This is a genomic window from Solwaraspora sp. WMMA2056, assembly GCF_030345095.1.
GTDB lineage: Bacteria > Actinomycetota > Actinomycetes > Mycobacteriales > Micromonosporaceae > Micromonospora_E.
This window is the reverse complement of the sequence record NZ_CP128360.1, coordinates 3196780-3213336: the sequence shown is the minus strand read 5'-3', so window position 1 is coordinate 3213336 and position 16557 is coordinate 3196780. Positions and strand designations below refer to the sequence as shown.

Genomic DNA, 16557 nt, shown 5'->3' with positions numbered 1-16557 from the left:
CGACGGGCACCCGCACGGGCGGCGCAGTCCCGGCCGACGGCGCAGTCGCGGCCGGCGGCCGGCGGTGGCCGATGGGTGGAGATCTCGCCGGAACGGATCCGGGGCTGGCTCGACGGCTTCTACGGCCGCCACGACGGTGCCAGCGAGGACGGCCTGACCCTGACCGGGACCAGCAACGGCGACACCGCGACCCTGCTGCCGCCGCCGGGCATCGAGGGGGTGACCGACGTCGACGGCCTGCTCACCGCGCTGGTCCGGCCGCCGCGTATCGGTCTGCTACTGGCCCGCAAGGGAGCGGTGGCGGTGGGCGTCGTCGACGGGACCGCAGTCGTGTCCTCCAAGGTGGAGCGCCACTACGTGCAGGGACGCACCGCCGCCGGCGGGCAGTCGCAGCAGCGGTACGCCCGCCGACGTGACAATCAGGCGACAGCGGCCGCCGGCCGGGCCGCCGACGTCGTGGCCCGGGTGCTGTTGCCGTACGCCCCGGGGTCGGCGGCGCGCGCCGGTGGCACCGGGTCGGAGGTGGTGCCGGTGGCCGGCGCCAAGGAGCCGGTGCGCGCCCTGGTCTGCGGCGGTGACCGGCTGATGATCGACGCCGTGCTCGCCGACCAGCGGTTGGCACCGTTGCTGCCGTTGCGTCACCCGCACCTGTTGGAGTGCCCCGAGCCGCGACTCGCCGTCCTGCAGGATGCCGCGGTCACCGCCCGCCGCGTCCGGATCCATCTCATCCCCTGACTACTGCCCCGCCGGCTCCCCCCTCCTCCTCCCCCAAGATCGCGACGATCTTGCAGTTATCGATGTGATTCGTCCGCTATGTCCCTCGATAACTGCAAGATCGTCACGGGCGGGGCCTAGCTGAACCGGAGGGTAACTTCCTAAGCTCGCCTTTGGTGGATCAGACGATCGACCAAAGGAGGCCCGTGACAGCGCCGACCTCACACTCTCCGACGGAGTTGACCCTGCCCCGGGTCCGCACCCTCTGGATCACGGCGTACGTGCTGGCGATGGTCGGGGTGGCAGCCGGCTGGTTCGGCCCGATCCAGATCCTGCTACCCGAGCAGGCGGCGGAACTCGCCACCCACACCACCATGAGCAAGGAGACTCTCCTGGCGGTGGTCACCAGCTACGGTGCGGCCGCCTCCATGTTGGCCAACCCGGTCTGGGGGATCGTCTCCGACCGACTGCGGACCCGCTGGGGGCGACGTCGTCCGATCCTGGTGGCCGGCGCCGCCGTCGGCGCGACCGGGCTCGCCGTGCTCGCCGTCGCCGACACCGTACCTGTGATGATCACCGGCTGGACACTCGTCCAGATCGGTCTGAACGGGCCGCTCGCCGCCCTCGCCGCGATGATCGGCGACCGCGTGCCGGAGGAGCAACGCGGGACCGTCGGGGCGCTGTTCGGAGTGGCCCAGATCGTCGGGGTGGTCGTCGGGACGGCGGTCGCCGTGGTGATCGGCGAGACCGCGCTCGGCTATGCCGCGCTCGCGGTAGCCGCCCCCGCCCTGATGGTGAGCCTGGTGCTGGCGCACCGCGAGTCACCGACCAGTCACCCCACGCCACGGCGGGTCACCTCGGCCGAGGACGCGTCCACTGCGCGCACCATCGCGAACATCCCGTCGGCCGGACCAACGGCGGAGTCGTCGGCTGAGCACCTCGGCGCTGCGGGCCAGAACCCCGTCACGACCGTCGCTGCGGGCGGCCATGGTGCCCCGTCGACGGCGGCGCTACAGGTGCTGCTGCGCCCGGGTGCCGACTTCGGCTGGGCCTGGCTGATCCGGTTCCTGTTGAACCTGGTCAACGCGCTGGTCCTGCTCTACCTCTACTACTACCTGGCCGACCAGGTCGGCGTCGACGACCCGGGCACGCTGGTGCTGGTGCTCACCCTGGTCAACGTCAGCATCGCCGGCGGATGCGCCGCCGTTGGCGGGGTGCTCTCCGACCGCTGGCGGCGCCGCCGTGGCTTCATCGCCGCCGGCGCCGGTGCCCTCGCCGCCGGCACCGCCCTGCTCGGGCTGCTGCCGTACCTGCCGGCCGTGCTGGTCGCCACCGTGTTCATCGGTGCCGGCTGGGGGCTGTACGTCGCCGTCGACATGGCGGTGATGACGCAGGTCCTGCCCGACGCCGGGACCCGGGCGATGATGCTCGGCGTGGCGAACGTCGCCGCCTCACTGCCGCAGCTGGCGGCACCCGTACTGGCCGCGCCGATCGTCACCTCCGCCGGCGGCTACCCGGTGCTGCACCTGGGCACCGCCGGGGTCGCGCTGCTGGCCCTCGCCTGCCTGCCCCGACTGCGCCGCGTCGGATGAACCGCCCGCACCCGGCGTACCGCCCTCTGGAAGGAGCACCCGTGTCCGCCACCGTCCCGCTGCTGCCCGCCGGCTTCCGCTTCGGCATGTCCACCTCGGCGTTCCAGATCGAAGGCGCCACCGATGTCGACGGTCGGGGGCCGAGCATCTGGGACACCTTCACCGCCCGGCCCGGCACGGTCCGCCACGGCGAGAACGCGACCGTCGCCGTCGACCACTATCACCGGTACGCCGAGGACGTCACGCACGTCGCCGACTGCGGGGTGCACGACTACCGGTTCTCGTTCGCCTGGCCCCGGGTGCTGCCTGACGCCACCACCGTCAACCCGGCCGGGCTGGACTTCTACGACCGGCTGGTCGACCGGCTGCTCGCCGCCGGGGTGCGGCCGGTGCCGACGCTGTACCACTGGGACCTGCCGCAGGTGCTGGAGGACGCCGGCGGCTGGCTCTCGCGCGACACCGCGTACGCCCTGGCCGACTACGCCACCGTACTGGTGGAACGGCTCGGCGACCGGGTCCGCGACTGGATCACCATGAACGAGATGAGCGTGCACGCCCTCTACGGCTACGCGCTCACCGAGCACGCCCCGGGGCGTGGGCTCGGGTTGGCCGCGTTGCCGGCGGCGCACCATCAGCTGTTGGCGCACGGACTCGCCGTACAGGTGCTGCGCGAGCACGGCGCGGCGGCCGTCGGGGTCGCCAACCAGCACTTCCCGGTGCTGCCGGCCAGCGACGACGTCGCCGACCGGACCGCCGCCGCGCTCTTCGCCGACCTGACCAACTGGTGCTACTCGGACCCGATCCTGCGCGGCGAGTACCCCAACCCGCTGATCCGCGACGGCATCGGTACGCCGGACGCCGTCCTGGACCGCGATCTGGCGGTCATCGGCACCCCGCTGGACTTCTACGGGGTCAACTACTACGAGCCGACGATGATCGAGTCCCCCAGGGCCGGCAAGGACTACCGGGGGGTGCTGGAGGTCGACATCCCTGACGGGCTGCCCTTCTCGCCGGTGCCGGTGCCGGACGTGGCGCGGACCGACTTCGGCTGGGCGATCGCGCCGAGCGGGCTGACCGACATCCTGCGGACGCTGCACGAGCGCTACCCGGGCATGCCGCCGGTGGTGGTCACCGAGAACGGCGCGTCGTTCCACGACCCCGGGCCGGACGCGACCGGGCGGATCGCCGACAGCCGCCGGATCGCCTTCCTCGACGCGCACCTGCGTGCCGTGGGCGAGGCGGTCGCCGCCGGCGTGGACGTGCGCGGCTACTACGTCTGGTCGGCGATGGACAACTTCGAGTGGGCCGCCGGCTACGACGAACGCTTCGGCCTGGTCCACGTCGACCGCGCCACCCTGGAACGGACCCGGAAGGACTCGTGGTACTGGCTGCGGGACGTGATCGCGGCTCAGCCGGCGGGTGCCCGCAGCTGATCGACGAAGGCGGTGGCGAGCCGGTCGAGCCGGTCGGCGCGGCCCTCCTCGGGGAGGCCGTCGACGAGACTCAGCAGGGTGCTGCCCTCGACCAGGATGATGAAGTCGTCGAGCACCTCGTCGTCGGCGACGCCGGCCCGCAGCTCACCCCGGTCGCGGGCCTCCCGCAGGCAGACCTGAAGCAGTGGGCGGATCCGCTGGTGCGACTCGCGGCGGGCGGCGGCCAGCCGGGGGTGCGACAGCGCGGCCCCGGCGAACGCCACGTTCACGTGGGCGTCGGCGGCCCGCTCGGCGTCGAGCGGCAGGACGGCGTCGAGCGCGGCCCGCAGCGCGGCCAACCCGTACAGTCGGCCGCCGATGCGGAACGCGCGGGCGACGATCCGGTCGTAGATCGCCTGCTGCGCCGCGACCAGGATGTCGTCCTTACCGCCGAGAAAATGCGCCAGTACGCTGAGCGAACAGCCCGCTTCCTGGGCGATCGCCCGGGTGGTGGCGCCCTCCACGCCCCGCTGCCGCACGACCTGCCAGGTCGCGGCGAGCAGCTCGGCCCGCCGCTGCCCGTGGTCGACGAGTCTGGGCACCAGGCCAGCTTAGGTGACCACCGGTCACCGGCGCCGGACCTGGGCGGCCAGCGGACCTGGGCGACCTCCGGGCCTGTCGGCTCAGTACCGCAGCCCGGCGGGGGCCGCCGACAGTCCGGCCGCCGTGACGTCCCGGGCGGGCCAGCCGCCGGGCAGATCGGTGTACGCCGGCACCGGCGCCGGCTCGTCGCCCGGGGTCTCGGCGTCGAGCACGAAGGTACGCACCAGCCGCCCCACCCGGTAGCTGCCGGGCCGGTCGCCGTCGCGCAGCAGACCGGCGTCGATCAGCTCCTCGGCGAGGTCCTGCCCGTCGCGCATGACCGCTTCCGGGTCACATCGGAAGGACAACCGGGCGATCCGGCCGAGCAGCGTCCGCGCGTCGGCGCTGAGTCCCTGGTACGCCGAGCGCAGCGCGGCACGCAGCGACAGGTCGCCGACGCGCAACCAGTCCAGCGCCGTCGCGGGGCGGGCCAGTCGGGCCGTCACCTCGCACAGCGACAGGTCCGGTCGGGCGGTCAGTTTGCGCAGCGTGATGTCCAACGCCAGCGGCAGGTCGCCGCAGAGCGCGGCGAGCCGTTCGCACTCTCTCGGCGCGGTGGCGACACGGTCCGGTACGGAGGCGGCGATCATCGCCAGCGCATCGGCCCGGGGCAGCACGTCGAGCCGGATCCGGGCGACACCGTCGAGTCCCAGCAGTCGGCTGCGGCTGACCAGGATCGTGCGGCTGCGCCGCGACGCGGTCAACAGTGGACGGACCTGTCGCTCGTCGCGCACGTTGTCGAGCAGGACCAGTAGTCGGCGCTCGGCCAGCAGCGACCGGTAGAGCCCGGCGCGCTGGTCGACGGTGTGCGGCACCTGGTCGGCTGGTAGGCCCAGGGCGTGCAGGAAGTCCTCGAGCAACTGCCCGATCTCCGACGGGGTGCCGCGCAGCGCGCCAAGGTCGGCGTACAACTGTCCGTCGACCAGGTCGTCGGCGACCTGGTGGGCGTACTCCAGGGCGAACCGGGTCTTGCCGATCCCGACCGGGCCGGTGACCAGCACCGGGGTCGAGGACGGTGTCCGGACACGGGCCAGTTCGGCTGCCCGGCCGACGAACTCACCGCACCGCCACGGCAGGTGGGCCGGTCGCGGCAGGTCCGCCCCGGTCGGCCGGCCGCAGGCACGGGTACGGGTCGGCGGGTCGGCGGTGGCCGTCCGGGCGACCTGCATCCACCGTCGCCGCCACTGTTCGCGGTCGCCGCCGCAGGCCGCGACGAATCCCAGGGTGACCTGCAACGTCGGTAATCGGGTGCCGCTGGCCGCGCTGGACAGCACCGACGGTGAGTACAGCGCCGAGCGCGCCATGTCGCGGTATGTCGGCTTTCCAGCCTGGGCGCGGAGTTTGCGCAGTTCACTGGCAAAGGCAGCTACCTCTCCTCCTGCGACGTCCACGGGCTTCTCCGGTCTCGCCATGAGGGAATCCCCTCCCACGTCGACCCGATTGAATCTTTGTAGAACATTCGAGTGCCTTCGGGAATCGGGCATCCGCCCGGTACAGCGGGACGCCGTCAGGACACCGTCACCGGTTAGCCATTTCAGCCGATGAGGGCGTTGAACGGCAGGGTTGATCTGCCCGAACAATCAAAGCTGGCGGAAGTCGGACATCGATCCGGCATCCCTGTCGTCCCAGTTGGACGGACAGTCCGATCGCTTGCATCTGGAGACGATCGCAGCGGTTGGCTGATGGGCGTGCCGGTGTGCCGTACCGCCACGAGTGTTCTATCGTACGTGGACTGAAATTCCCGTCGGCACGGCCGGGCCGGGAATCGCCGACCGGGCCGACCGAGGCGCGATCAATGGGGAGGGCGCGATCAACCACGCAGGCCAGCCACGCCGGTCCGGCACCTGACATCTCGCCCGAATCGCCGCTGCGTACCGGCCGGAAGCACCGTAATCAGCACAGTTATTGACGCACGGGGCGAACCGCCCCGTGCCCGAACACCGAGGAGCGACACCGTGGTAGACAGCACGCAGCAGGGCCGGGCCGAGTCGTTGCGGTCGATGCACAGCGGCGGAATCCTCGTGCTGCCCAACGCGTGGGACGCCGGCAGCGCGGCCGCGATCGCGGCCGCCGGAGCCAGGGCGATCGCCACGACCAGCGGCGGCGTCGCCTGGTCGGTCGGGCGCACCGACGGGCACGGGATGAGCCGGCAGGAGATGGTCGACCAGATCCGGTGGATCGCCGACGCGGTCGACGTCCCGGTCACCGCCGACATCGAGGGCGGCTACGGGCCGACGCCGGGCGACGTCGCCGACACCGTCGAGGCGGCCGTCGCCGCCGGGGCCGTCGGGGTCAACATCGAGGACTCGCGGGCCCCGGGCGGCCCCCTGTTCGACCTGGCGGAACAGGCCGACCGGGTGCGCGCGGCGCGCGACGGCGCGACCCGTGCCGGCCTGCCAGGACTGGTGATCAACATCCGTACCGACGTGTTCCTGTTCGGCATCGGCGAGCCGGACGGTCGGCTCGCCGACGTGATCGAGCGGGCCGAGGCGTACGCCCAGGCCGGCGCGGACTGCCTGTTCGTCCCCGGGCTGACCGACCTGGCCACCCTCGCCACGCTGACGGCGTCGGTCCCGCTGCCGGTGAACGTGATGGCCGGGCCGGGAGCCCCGACGGTGGCCGAGTTCGAGGCGGCCGGCGTGCGCCGGGTCAGCCTCGGCACCGCCGTCAGTCAGGCCGCGTACGCCGTCGCACAGCGCGCCGCCATCGAGGCCCTGACCAAGGGCACCTACGACGAGCTCGACGGCGGCCTCGACTACGGCACGCTGAACGGCTACTTCACCCGCTGACGCCTCACCCACCACCCCGGTGGTCGGCGCGGGTCACCAACGACCCGACCACCGGGGTGCGTCATCACCGACGTTGATTGTCCGTGCCGGTCAAACCTTTCGGCCAACTGATCCGCTGACTTCAATCGGTGGCATCAGCACTGCCGAGGGGATGCGATCGAATGACAGCAGAGCATGTGCCACGTGACCCGGTCGGGAACGATGTCGACGGCAACGGTTCGGCGTCGTCGGCGGCCGAGATCCTGGCCCGGGCCAGAGCCGTAGCACCACTGCTACGGGAACGCGCCGGCGAGATCGAACGGGACCGGCGACTACCCGCCGACGTGGTCGAAATGCTGCGCGGCACCGGAGTTTTCCGGATGACCTTCGGGCGCAACTGGGGCGGCCCGGAGTTGAACTCGATGGAACAGACCGAGGTCATCGAGGCGTTGTCGTACGGCGACACCGGTGCCGGCTGGTGCGCGATGATCGGCTCGGACTCCGGACTGTACGCCCAGTTCCTGGACGAGTCGGTCGCCAAGGAAATGTTCACCAGTCTCGACATGGTGACCGCCGGACTTCTCTTTCCGACCGGGCGGGCCGAACGGGTTCCCGGCGGATACCGACTCAGTGGCCGCTGGCCGTTCGGCAGCGGCATCACCCACGCCGACTGGGTCATCTCCGGGGCGTTCATCTACCGCGACGGGCAGCCGGAGCCGGGCCCGGACGGCGACCCGCACGACTCGAAGCTGTTCTTCGTGCCCCGCGCCGACGTCGAGGTCGTCGACACCTGGCACAGCACCGGCCTGGCCGGCAGCGGCAGCTGCGACTACACGATCGACGACGTGTACGTCCCGGACGGGCGGACCGTCACCTTCGACACCGTCCGCAACGGCGCGGGGCCGCTCGCCCAGCCGGAGGTCCACATGCGCAACATGCCGGGTGTCCCGCTCGGTGTGGCGCGGGCCGCGCTGGACCACGTCGGCGACACCGTCGCCGGCCGGGTCGGCCCGACGTCGCGGTCGATCGCCGACGACTACCGTACGCAGGTCGTGCTGGCCGAATGCGAGGCCGACTACGCCGCGACCCGGCACGCCGTGTACGCGGCGCTGCGCCGCCAGCACGAGGTGCTCGCCGCCGGTGGCGCCCTGGACGACCTGAGCCCGCGGGAGCGGGCCGCGCTGCCGCTGTCGCGCTGGCACGCGTTCCGGACCGCCCGGTCGATCGTGACCCGCCTGTACGACCTGCTGCAGACCGCGTCGATCTACCGACGCTCCCCGATGGACCGGTGGCTGCGGGACACCACCACGATGTGTCAGCACGTCGTGGCCCAGGAACGGATTCTGCAGTCGGCCGGCGCGTACCTGCTCGGCGGCACCCCGTCGTTCGCGCTCTCCCTCGGCGTCATCCGGCCCGGCGGTGCCGGCCGACGCGCCTGACCTGCCCCGGAGCAGATCCCTGCGGGCGACCCGTACGCCCGCCCGGAGGGCGACCCGTATACCCCCGTACGCCCGCCCGGAGGGCGACCCGTATACCCCCGTACGCCCGCCCGGAGGGCGACCCGACCCCCAACAGCGAGGTGGAACACGTGTCTGGACAAGATGTCGACGTCCTGATGATCGGAGCAGGCCCGGCGAACCTGGCGCTCGCGGTCGCGATCGAGGAGTCAGGTGCGCCGCACCTGGCGAGCAACGCGCTGATCCTGGAGCAGTATCCCGACGTCAAGTGGCAGCGCAACCTGCTGCTGCCGTGGGCGCGCAGCCAGGTGTCGTTCCTCAAGGACCTGGTGACGCTACGCAACCCGAAGAGCCGGTTCTCGTTCCTGAACTACCTGCACGAGCAGGGTGAGCTCGACGACTTCGTGAACCTGTCGACGTTCAACCCGTACCGCTGGCAGTTGTCGGCGTACCAGCAGTGGGTGGCTGACAACCTGGAGCAGGTGCGGATCCGGTTCAACGCCCGGACCGAGCGGATCGATCCGCGCACCGACGCCGCCGGCGCGATCGTCGGCTGGACGGTCACCCTGGCCGGCGGCGACACGATCACCTGCCGGGACCTGGTCGTCGGGGTCGGCCGGGACGCGCACGTGCCGGACGTCTTCCGGGACCTGCCGGCCGACCGGGTGGTGCACAGTACGCAGTACAGCTCCCGGATCGCCCAGCTGCCCGCCACCGGGCGGCCGCTGCGTCCGGTCGTCATCGGGGCCGCGCAGAGCGCCGCCGAGATGTTCATGGCGCTGCACCAGGACATCCCCGACTGCACCCCGACGATGATCATGCGGTCGATCGGTCTGCAGAACTATCAGACGAGCAAGTTCGTCAACGAGCTGTTCTATCCGTCGTTCGTCGACGAGTTCTACGACATGCCGCCGGAGGCGCGGACCCAGGTGCTCACCGAGATGCACGTGACCAACTACGCCGGCCTGGCCCCGCCGTTCCTCGACGAGATCTACTCGATGCTGTACCAGCAGAAGATGCTGGGCCAGCAGCGGTCGGCCGTACGGCACCTGACCGAGGTCGTCGGCGCCCGGATGGACAACGGCGAGGTCCTGCTGGACCTGCGCAACCGCAAGAACGGCAAGATCGAGCCGTTGCGCTGCGACATGGTCTTCCTCGGCACCGGCTACGACCCCCGGATGCCGGCCATGGTGCGGGCGATGGCCGACCGGATCGGGTTGAGCGACATCACGGTGAGCCGCCGCTACCGGGTGGACCTGGCGGAGACCGCGTGGGGTGCGATCTACCTGCAGGGCGTCAACGAACGTACCCACGGCATCGCCGACTCGCTGATCAGCGTGCTGGCGCACCGCTCGCAGGAGATCACCGAGGACATGCTGGACCGACGGGCCGTGGCGCCGGCCGCGGTGCAGGGGTGAGTGCCATGGTCGAGGTCCGTCCGCTGCACCGCGACAACCTGACCAAGGCGTACGGCCTGGACTCCCAACGGCTGCTGCCCTGGCCGGCGCTCAACGCCCCGTTCGAGGGCGCGTGGTGCATCCTGCGCTCCGGCGACGAGTCCACCCCGCACTCCCACCACGAGTACGAGATCTTCATCGCGATGGCCGGGCGCGCCGAGTTGGACGTCGACGGGGTACGCCACCCGTTTGTCGCCGGCGACATCGTGCACCTGCCGCCGGGCTGCACCCACAAGGTCGTCAACGACAGCCCGGACGACTTCGAGTACTACGGCATCTGGTGGGACGCCGCGATGTCTGCGACGTTCCTCGCCCGGCACTGGGAGCAGCCGCGGTGAGCCGCCGTACGTTGATCATCTCGCCGGCGCCGACGGCCAACGGTGACCTGCACCTGGGCCACCTCGCGGGGCCGTTCCTCGCCGCCGACGTCCACGCCCGGTACCTGCGGGCCACCGGCCGCGAGGCGCTGCTGGCCACCGGGTTCCAGGACACCTCCACGTACGTGGTGACCACGGCCAGGCGGCTGGGCGTGACGCCGAAGGCCCTCGTCGCGCGGTCGGCGGCACAGATCGAGACCACGCTGGCGGCGGCCGGGATCGACGTCGACGGGTTCACCGGCGACGAGGACCAGTTCGTCAAGCAGGTGCTGCGTTTCATGGAGCAGCTGCACGCCGCCGGGCGGTTCGAGCTGCGCACGGTACGGCTGCCCTACTCACCGGCGACCGGGCAGTACCTGGTCGACGGGTTCGTCCGGGGCGGCTGCCCCCGGTGCCTGGCCGACGGCTGCGCCGGGCTGTGCGAAAGTTGCGGTCATCTGCTCGCCGCCGGCGACCTCATCGATCCCCGCTCGACCGCCGACCCGGACGACCCGGTCGAGCTGCGCAACGCCCGCGTGCTGGTGCTGCCGCTGGAGCGCTACCGGGAGCGGATCCGCGAGCACTTCGACCGGTACGGCGCCGCGATGCGTCCGCACATGGCGCAGACGATCGACGAGTTGCTGTCGCGGCCGCTGCCGGACTACCCGGTCACCTATCCGATCTCGTGGGGCATCCCGGCCCCGTTCCCGGAGGTCGCCGGTCAGGTGATCAACCCGAACGCCGAGCCGGCGGCGTGGAGCATCTACTGCGGCACGCTGGCGGCGCGCGGCCGGGGCATCCCCCTGGCCGGTGACGACGAACTCTGGCGGGCCGGGGCCAACACGAAGGTGGTCTACTTCCTCGGCTTCGACAACACCTACCCGTTCGCCGTGGCGGCGGTGGCGATGCTGCTCGCCGCCGACGGCCGCTACCTGCTGCCCGAGGAGTTCGTGACCAACGAGTTCTACGAGCTCGACAACGCGAAGTTCTCCACCAGCCGGGGCCATCTGGTGTGGGGCCGGGACCTGGTCGCCGAGGTACCCCGCGACCTGGTGCGCTATCACCTGGCCGCGACCAGCCCGGAGACGCAGCGGACCGACTTCAGCCGGGCCGCGTTGACCCGGGTGACGACCACCCGGCTGGTCGACCCGTGGAACCAGGTGGTCGACCGGGCGCACCGGGTGCCCCAGGGCGCGCCGCTGCCGGTGTCGGCGTTCTCCCGGTCCGTGGCGGCCCGCGTCGTCGAGCGCTTCGCGGCCTGCTACGAGTTGGAGTACTTCAGTCTCACCCGGGCGGCGGAGACCCTCACCGAGCAGCTGCAGCGGCTGGCCGGGCGGGACGTACGGCCGGGCGAGGAGGGCGACTTCTGCCACGAGGTGGACGTGGTGCTGCGCTGCGCCGCGCCGATCCTGATCGACCTGGCGGCGGCCCTGCCTGAGCCGGGCATCCCGGCGGCGGGCACCGGCCCGACGAGCGTGCTGCCGAGGGCGTTGCCCCGGTTGACCGGACCGGTGGGCTGAGATGGGCACCGGCACCCGGTCGGCCCGGCGGGTGGTCGTCGTCGGGGCCGGGGTGACCGGCCTGGTCACCGCGGTCGCCTGTGTGCTCGCCGGACACCAGGTGACGGTGCTGGACCGGGGGGCGATCCCGCATCCCGGGTCGAGCTCGTTCGACCAGCACCGGGCGATCCGGGCGCTCGACCCCGACGACCTGCCGGGCACCCGACGGGCGGCGCTGGCCCACCAGCGGTGGCTGGAGCTGGAGACCCTGCTCTGCGGTTCCCGCCCCGGCGTCGGCTTCTACCGGCGGGTCGGGGTGCTGACCGGCTGGCCCGGTGGGCAGGTCGAGCGGGTCGCCGCAACCGCCGCCGACGCCGGCCTGTCGGTCAAGCTGGTCGAACCCGACGAGGTCGGGCAGATCCGGTTCCCGACCGGGGCGCGGGCGGTGCTCGAACTCGACGCCGGTGTCCTGCTGGCCGACCGGGTGCTGTGGGCGGCGGCGCGCTGGCTGGCCCGGCACCCGGCCGCCCGGCTGCGCGCCTGGTCCCCGGTGGCCTCGGTGGACACCGACCGCGCGCGGGTGGTGCTGGCCGACGGCGGCTGCGAGCAGGGTGACCTGGTCCTGGTCGCGGGCGGGCCGTGGACGAGGTCGCTGGTGGACGTACCGACCGTGCTGCACCGGCAGACGATGGTCTACCTGCGTCCGCCCGCCGACCTGGTCCGCTGGTGGGACACCGCGCCCAGCGCCGGTCGGGTCGGCGCGGACGGTCGGGCCTGGCTGCTGCCCTCCGGTGCCGGCACACTGCTGAAGGTCAGCACCGACGCGGCGTGCCGGGTCGTGGCCGACCCGGACGACGACGAGCCGGCCGACGAGCGGCACTGGGTCGACCGGATCCTGGCGGCGGGAATCCTGACCGGCACGGACCGGTACACGGTCGCCGCGGTCAAGCGGTGCCACTACGCGGTGGACGCCACCACCGGCGGCGCCCACCTGGTCCGGCTCGGCCCGGCGGTGTACGCCCGGTCCGCCAGCGGCGGCGACGGATTCCGTACGGCGCCGTTGGTCGCCGACCGGATCGTGGCCGCGCTGCGGCCCACGGACCGGCACCCCTCACCCGACATTTTCTGAACCGCACTCCCCTGATCGGAAGGAACACACGATGAGCAGCTCCCCGAACGTGCTGCTGGTGATCGGTAGCGGGCTCAAGCTCTACCGGGAGTACCTGGTCCGCTCGGCGGCGGCCCGCGCCCGGGCGGCGGGTCACCAGCTGGTGCTGATCAACAACCTGCAGCCGACCTGGCAGCACGAGTACTTCGCCGACATCGAGGTGGTCAACGTCTTCGACCACGCGCTGCTGGCCCGCACCGCCCGGGAGATGGCGACCCGCTACACCGTCGCCGGCGTGCTGTGCTGGGACGAGCCGCTGGTGATGCCGGCGGCGGAACTGGCCGCCGAGTTCGGCGTACCGGGGCTGAGCGTCCCCGGCGTGCAGGGCTGCCGGGACAAGTACAGCGCCCGGACCCGGCTGACCGAGGCCGGCCTGCTGCAGCCCGGTTTCGCGATGACGGCCGACCTGGCGCAGGCGCGGGCCGCCGCCGAACGGATCGGCTATCCCGTCGTGGTCAAGCCCCGGGCCCTCGGCGCCAGCATGGGTGTCGTGCTCGCCGAGGACGAGGCGCGACTGACCGAGGCGTTCGAGGTCGCCTCGGGGGCCAGCCTCGTCGGTGACGAGCCGTTCCGCGGCGGCGCCATCGTCGAGCAGTACGCCGTCGGCCCGGAGATCAGCGTCGACGGCGCGGTCCACAAGGGCGAGTACCTGCCGATGTTCCTCGCCCGTAAACGCACCGGCCCGCACCCGTACTTCGAGGAGATCGGGCACGTGGTGGACGCGGCCGATCCGCTGCTGCACGACCCGGTGCTGATGGAGACCCTGGCCCGGGCGCACCGGGTGCTCGGTATCGAGGACGGCATCACCCATTCCGAGGTGCGGTTGACCGACCAGGGGCCGCTGATCATCGAGATCAACGGCAGGGTCGGTGGCGACCTGATCCCGTACCTCGGCAAGATCGCCACCGGGATCGACCCCGGCGAGGTGATGGTGGACGTCGCGCTCGGCCAACGTCCGGAGATCACCCGGTCGCAGCGGGGCGCGGTCGGCATCCGGTTCGGCTACCCGGCGACCGACTGCCTGGTCCACTCGGTCGAGGTACCGCAGGAGGCACCCGGGCTGGTGACGGCGTCGCCGATGGTCGAGCCCGGCACCACGCTGCGGCTGCCGCCGGGCGGCTACATCGCCCGCCACTCGTTCGTGGTGTGCCAGGCCGACGACCCGGTGACCTGTGAGCAGCGGCTCGACGCCGCCGCCGCGCTGGTCGTGGTGACCGCCGAGCAGGTCGCCGCGAAACCACCGGGCGCGGTGCTGGAGATGCCCGCCGGGTTGCTGGACGTGGACGAATGATCAGCTACGAGGGGCGGCTGTTCCGCAAGGCGGGCGGCGGCGACGGCACCGTCGCCCGCTACCGCCAGGACGGCGACCTGGTCTGGGCCGACTTCGGTGGCGGCGCGGTCCGCCGGGGCACCGTCACGGGCACGTGCGCGCCCGACGGCACCCTGCGGTTGGCGTACACCATGGTGCTGGCCACCGGAGAGGTCATCGCCGGGCACACCGTGAACGTGCCACAGTTGCAACCGGACGGTCGGCTGGTGCTGCGCGAGCAGTGGCAGCGCTACGGCGAGCACGCCACCAGTGGAGTGTCCTACCTGGAAGAGGTCGCGCCGGGTGGACGGGAGGGGTCCGATGACTGACTGGGACGGGCTGCGGACGGTCGTCGGCGGGCGGCTGCGGCTGCCCGGCGACGACGGATTCGACCAGCGCACCATGCCGTTCAACGAACGGTTCCGCGACGTGGTGCCGGCGGCGGTGCTGTCGGCCGCCACCGGCGCCGACGTCAGCCGGGCGATCGGCTGGTCCCGCGACGCCGGGATCCCGGTCGTCGCCCGGGGCGGTGGCCACAGCTACGCCGGCTACTCGGCCAACCGAGGGTTGGTCCTCGACCTGCGGGAGCTCGACAGCGTGCACGTCGACGCGTCGACCGGGCTGGTCACCGTCGGTGGCGGCACCCAGATGCGCACGCTCTACGCGGCGCTGCGGAAACACGACCTGATCCTCCCGCTGGGCAACTCCGACGACGTCGGCATCGGCGGCCTGGTCCTCGGCGGCGGCGTCTCGGTGGTGTCCCGGGCGATGGGGCTGACCTGTGACTCGCTGGTCCGTACCGACGTCGTCCTCGCCGACGGCAGCGTCGTGACCTGCGACGCCGACCAGCATCCGGACCTGTTCTGGGCGTGCCGTGGCGGCGGTGGCGGCAACTTCGGGGTCAACGTGTCGTTCACGTTCCAGGCCCGGCCGGTGCCGGCCACCGCCACCTGCCTGGTGCTGTGGGACTGGCCGCACGCCGTCGACGTACTCGCCACCATGCAGGAGGTGATGCGCCGCGCGCCGCGCGAGTTCGCCGCTCGGATCGGGGTGAGCCGCGCGGTGGGCGGCGACGCCGTGGTGTCGGTGATCGGGCAGCACCTGGGCTCCGCCGACGAACTACGGGAGCTGCTCGCCCCCGCGCTGGCCGCCGCGCCGGCGACCCGGATCGACATCGCCGACCGCAGCTACTGGGACGCGGCGGAGTACCTGCACCACACCACCGCCGGCGGGGCCTTCGCCGTACGGACCCGCTGCGTCGGCGAACCGTTGGCCGAGGCGGGGCTGCGGGCCATCGTCGCGGCGGTCGACAAGTGGCCGGGCAGCGCCAACCCCGACGGCGCCGGCGTCGCCCTGTTCACCTGGGGCGGGGCGATCGCCGACGTCCCCGCCGACGCGACCGCCTTCGCGCACCGGGACACCCTGTTCCTGGTGTCGATGGACACCTCGTGGCAGCCCGACGAGCCGGCGACGGTGGTCCGGGACAACCTCGACTGGCTCGCCGCGCTGCATCAGGAGATGGGCGGGTACGCCTCCGACGCCGCCTACGTCAACTTCACCGACCCGGACCTGGAGCAGTGGCGCACCGCGTACCACGGGGTCAACGCGCAGCGGTTGGCGCAGGTCAAACGCCGCTACGACCCGGACCGCGTCTTCTCCTTCCCGCAGGCGCTCTGATCGGCATGGAAGCGGACCTGCGGGCGGTGATGCGACACTTCGCCACCGGCGTCGCCGTGGCGACGACGTACAGCGACCGGGCGGACGGCAGGCACCACGACGCGGTCACGGTCAACTCGCTGACCTCGGTCTCGCTCGATCCGCCGCTGGTGTCGCTGTGCCTGCGACTGGATTCGGCGTTCCTGGCCGATCTGCTGGCCACCAAGAAGTGGGCGGTGTCGATCCTGCCCGACGCGGCCCGCGACCTCGCCCGGCGACTGGCGGTGGACCGGGCGCGCCGGGCCGGCACCGTCGGCACGCTGCCGGCGACCGCCGGGGCACGCACCGGCGCGCTGGTGCTCGACTCGGCCAGTTGGATCGAGTGTGTGCTGTGGGACAGCTTCGACCTCGGCGACCACACCCTCGTCGTCGGCGAGGTGGTCGCGGTGGACGACCGGGCGCACGGCCCGGCGCTGGTGTTCCTGCACGGCCGCTACCACACCCTCGACGATCCGACGCAGTGACCA

Annotated in this window: 15 protein-coding genes; 13 read left to right on the top strand and 2 right to left on the bottom strand. The window is 72.2% G+C overall.

Features of this window, described 5'->3' with window-relative positions; translation table 11 throughout:
* The first annotated feature begins 75 nt into the window (after positions 1-75).
* The 3 genes from O7608_RS14715 (at position 76) to O7608_RS14705 (ending at position 3739) form a co-directional block, all read left to right on the top strand.
* Positions 76-735 (top strand): acVLRF1 family peptidyl-tRNA hydrolase, encoded by a 660-nt coding sequence (locus tag O7608_RS14715; protein WP_289210508.1) that lies wholly within the window; start codon positions 76-78, stop codon positions 733-735.
* 185 nt (positions 736-920) lie between these two features.
* The gene (locus O7608_RS14710) at positions 921-2306 is read left to right on the top strand and encodes an MFS transporter (protein WP_289210507.1); all 1386 of its coding nucleotides are present in this window, start codon (positions 921-923) and stop codon (positions 2304-2306) included.
* A 41-nt stretch (positions 2307-2347) separates the two neighbouring features.
* Complete coding sequence (locus O7608_RS14705; protein ID WP_289210506.1) at positions 2348-3739, top strand: GH1 family beta-glucosidase; 1392 nt, start codon at positions 2348-2350, stop codon at positions 3737-3739.
* On the opposite strand, the gene O7608_RS14700 is transcribed toward O7608_RS14705, so the two are convergent.
* On the bottom strand, positions 3715-4320 hold the full coding sequence (locus tag O7608_RS14700) for a TetR/AcrR family transcriptional regulator (RefSeq protein WP_289210505.1): 606 nt from the start codon (positions 4318-4320) through the stop codon (positions 3715-3717). The two genes, O7608_RS14705 and O7608_RS14700, sit on opposite strands and share 25 nt — an antisense overlap.
* 81 nt (positions 4321-4401) lie before the next feature.
* A complete protein-coding gene (locus O7608_RS14695; protein WP_289210504.1) occupies positions 4402-5664 on the bottom strand; it encodes an ATP-binding protein in 1263 nt (420 codons plus the stop codon).
* Between the two features lie 651 nt (positions 5665-6315).
* Between O7608_RS14695 and O7608_RS14690 the strand changes: the two genes are divergently transcribed.
* From O7608_RS14690 to O7608_RS14645, 10 genes are all read left to right on the top strand, one after another.
* Positions 6316-7149, top strand: a complete 834-nt coding sequence (locus O7608_RS14690; RefSeq protein ID WP_289210503.1) for an isocitrate lyase/PEP mutase family protein — start codon at positions 6316-6318, stop codon at positions 7147-7149.
* Between the two features lie 161 nt (positions 7150-7310).
* Positions 7311-8567, top strand: a complete 1257-nt coding sequence (locus O7608_RS14685) for an acyl-CoA dehydrogenase family protein (RefSeq protein WP_289210502.1) — start codon at positions 7311-7313, stop codon at positions 8565-8567.
* Between the two features lie 149 nt (positions 8568-8716).
* Entirely contained in the window at positions 8717-10003 is a 1287-nt protein-coding gene (locus tag O7608_RS14680; protein WP_289210501.1) for a lysine N(6)-hydroxylase/L-ornithine N(5)-oxygenase family protein, read from the top strand.
* A gap of 5 nt (positions 10004-10008) precedes the next feature.
* Positions 10009-10380 carry a cupin domain-containing protein gene (locus O7608_RS14675; RefSeq protein ID WP_289210894.1) on the top strand — a complete coding sequence of 124 codons (372 nt, stop codon included), beginning with the start codon at positions 10009-10011 and terminating at the stop codon, positions 10378-10380.
* A complete protein-coding gene (locus tag O7608_RS14670) occupies positions 10377-11918 on the top strand; it encodes a class I tRNA ligase family protein (RefSeq protein ID WP_289210500.1) in 1542 nt (513 codons plus the stop codon). The genes O7608_RS14675 and O7608_RS14670 overlap by 4 nt, the downstream gene beginning before the upstream one ends.
* 1 nt (position 11919) lies before the next feature.
* Entirely contained in the window at positions 11920-13026 is a 1107-nt protein-coding gene (locus O7608_RS14665) for an FAD-dependent oxidoreductase (protein ID WP_289210499.1), read from the top strand.
* A gap of 31 nt (positions 13027-13057) precedes the next feature.
* Positions 13058-14356 carry an ATP-grasp domain-containing protein gene (locus O7608_RS14660; RefSeq protein WP_289210498.1) on the top strand — a complete coding sequence of 433 codons (1299 nt, stop codon included), beginning with the start codon at positions 13058-13060 and terminating at the stop codon, positions 14354-14356.
* Complete coding sequence (locus O7608_RS14655) at positions 14353-14703, top strand: avidin-fold protein (protein ID WP_289210497.1); 351 nt, start codon at positions 14353-14355, stop codon at positions 14701-14703. Before O7608_RS14660 ends, O7608_RS14655 begins: the two co-directional genes overlap by 4 nt.
* Positions 14696-16051, top strand: coding sequence for an FAD-binding oxidoreductase (locus O7608_RS14650; RefSeq protein WP_289210496.1), 1356 nt, complete (start codon positions 14696-14698; stop codon positions 16049-16051). The genes O7608_RS14655 and O7608_RS14650 overlap by 8 nt, the downstream gene beginning before the upstream one ends.
* 5 nt (positions 16052-16056) lie before the next feature.
* Positions 16057-16554, top strand: coding sequence for a flavin reductase family protein (locus O7608_RS14645; RefSeq protein ID WP_289210495.1), 498 nt, complete (start codon positions 16057-16059; stop codon positions 16552-16554).
* The last annotated feature ends 3 nt before the right edge of the window (positions 16555-16557 follow it).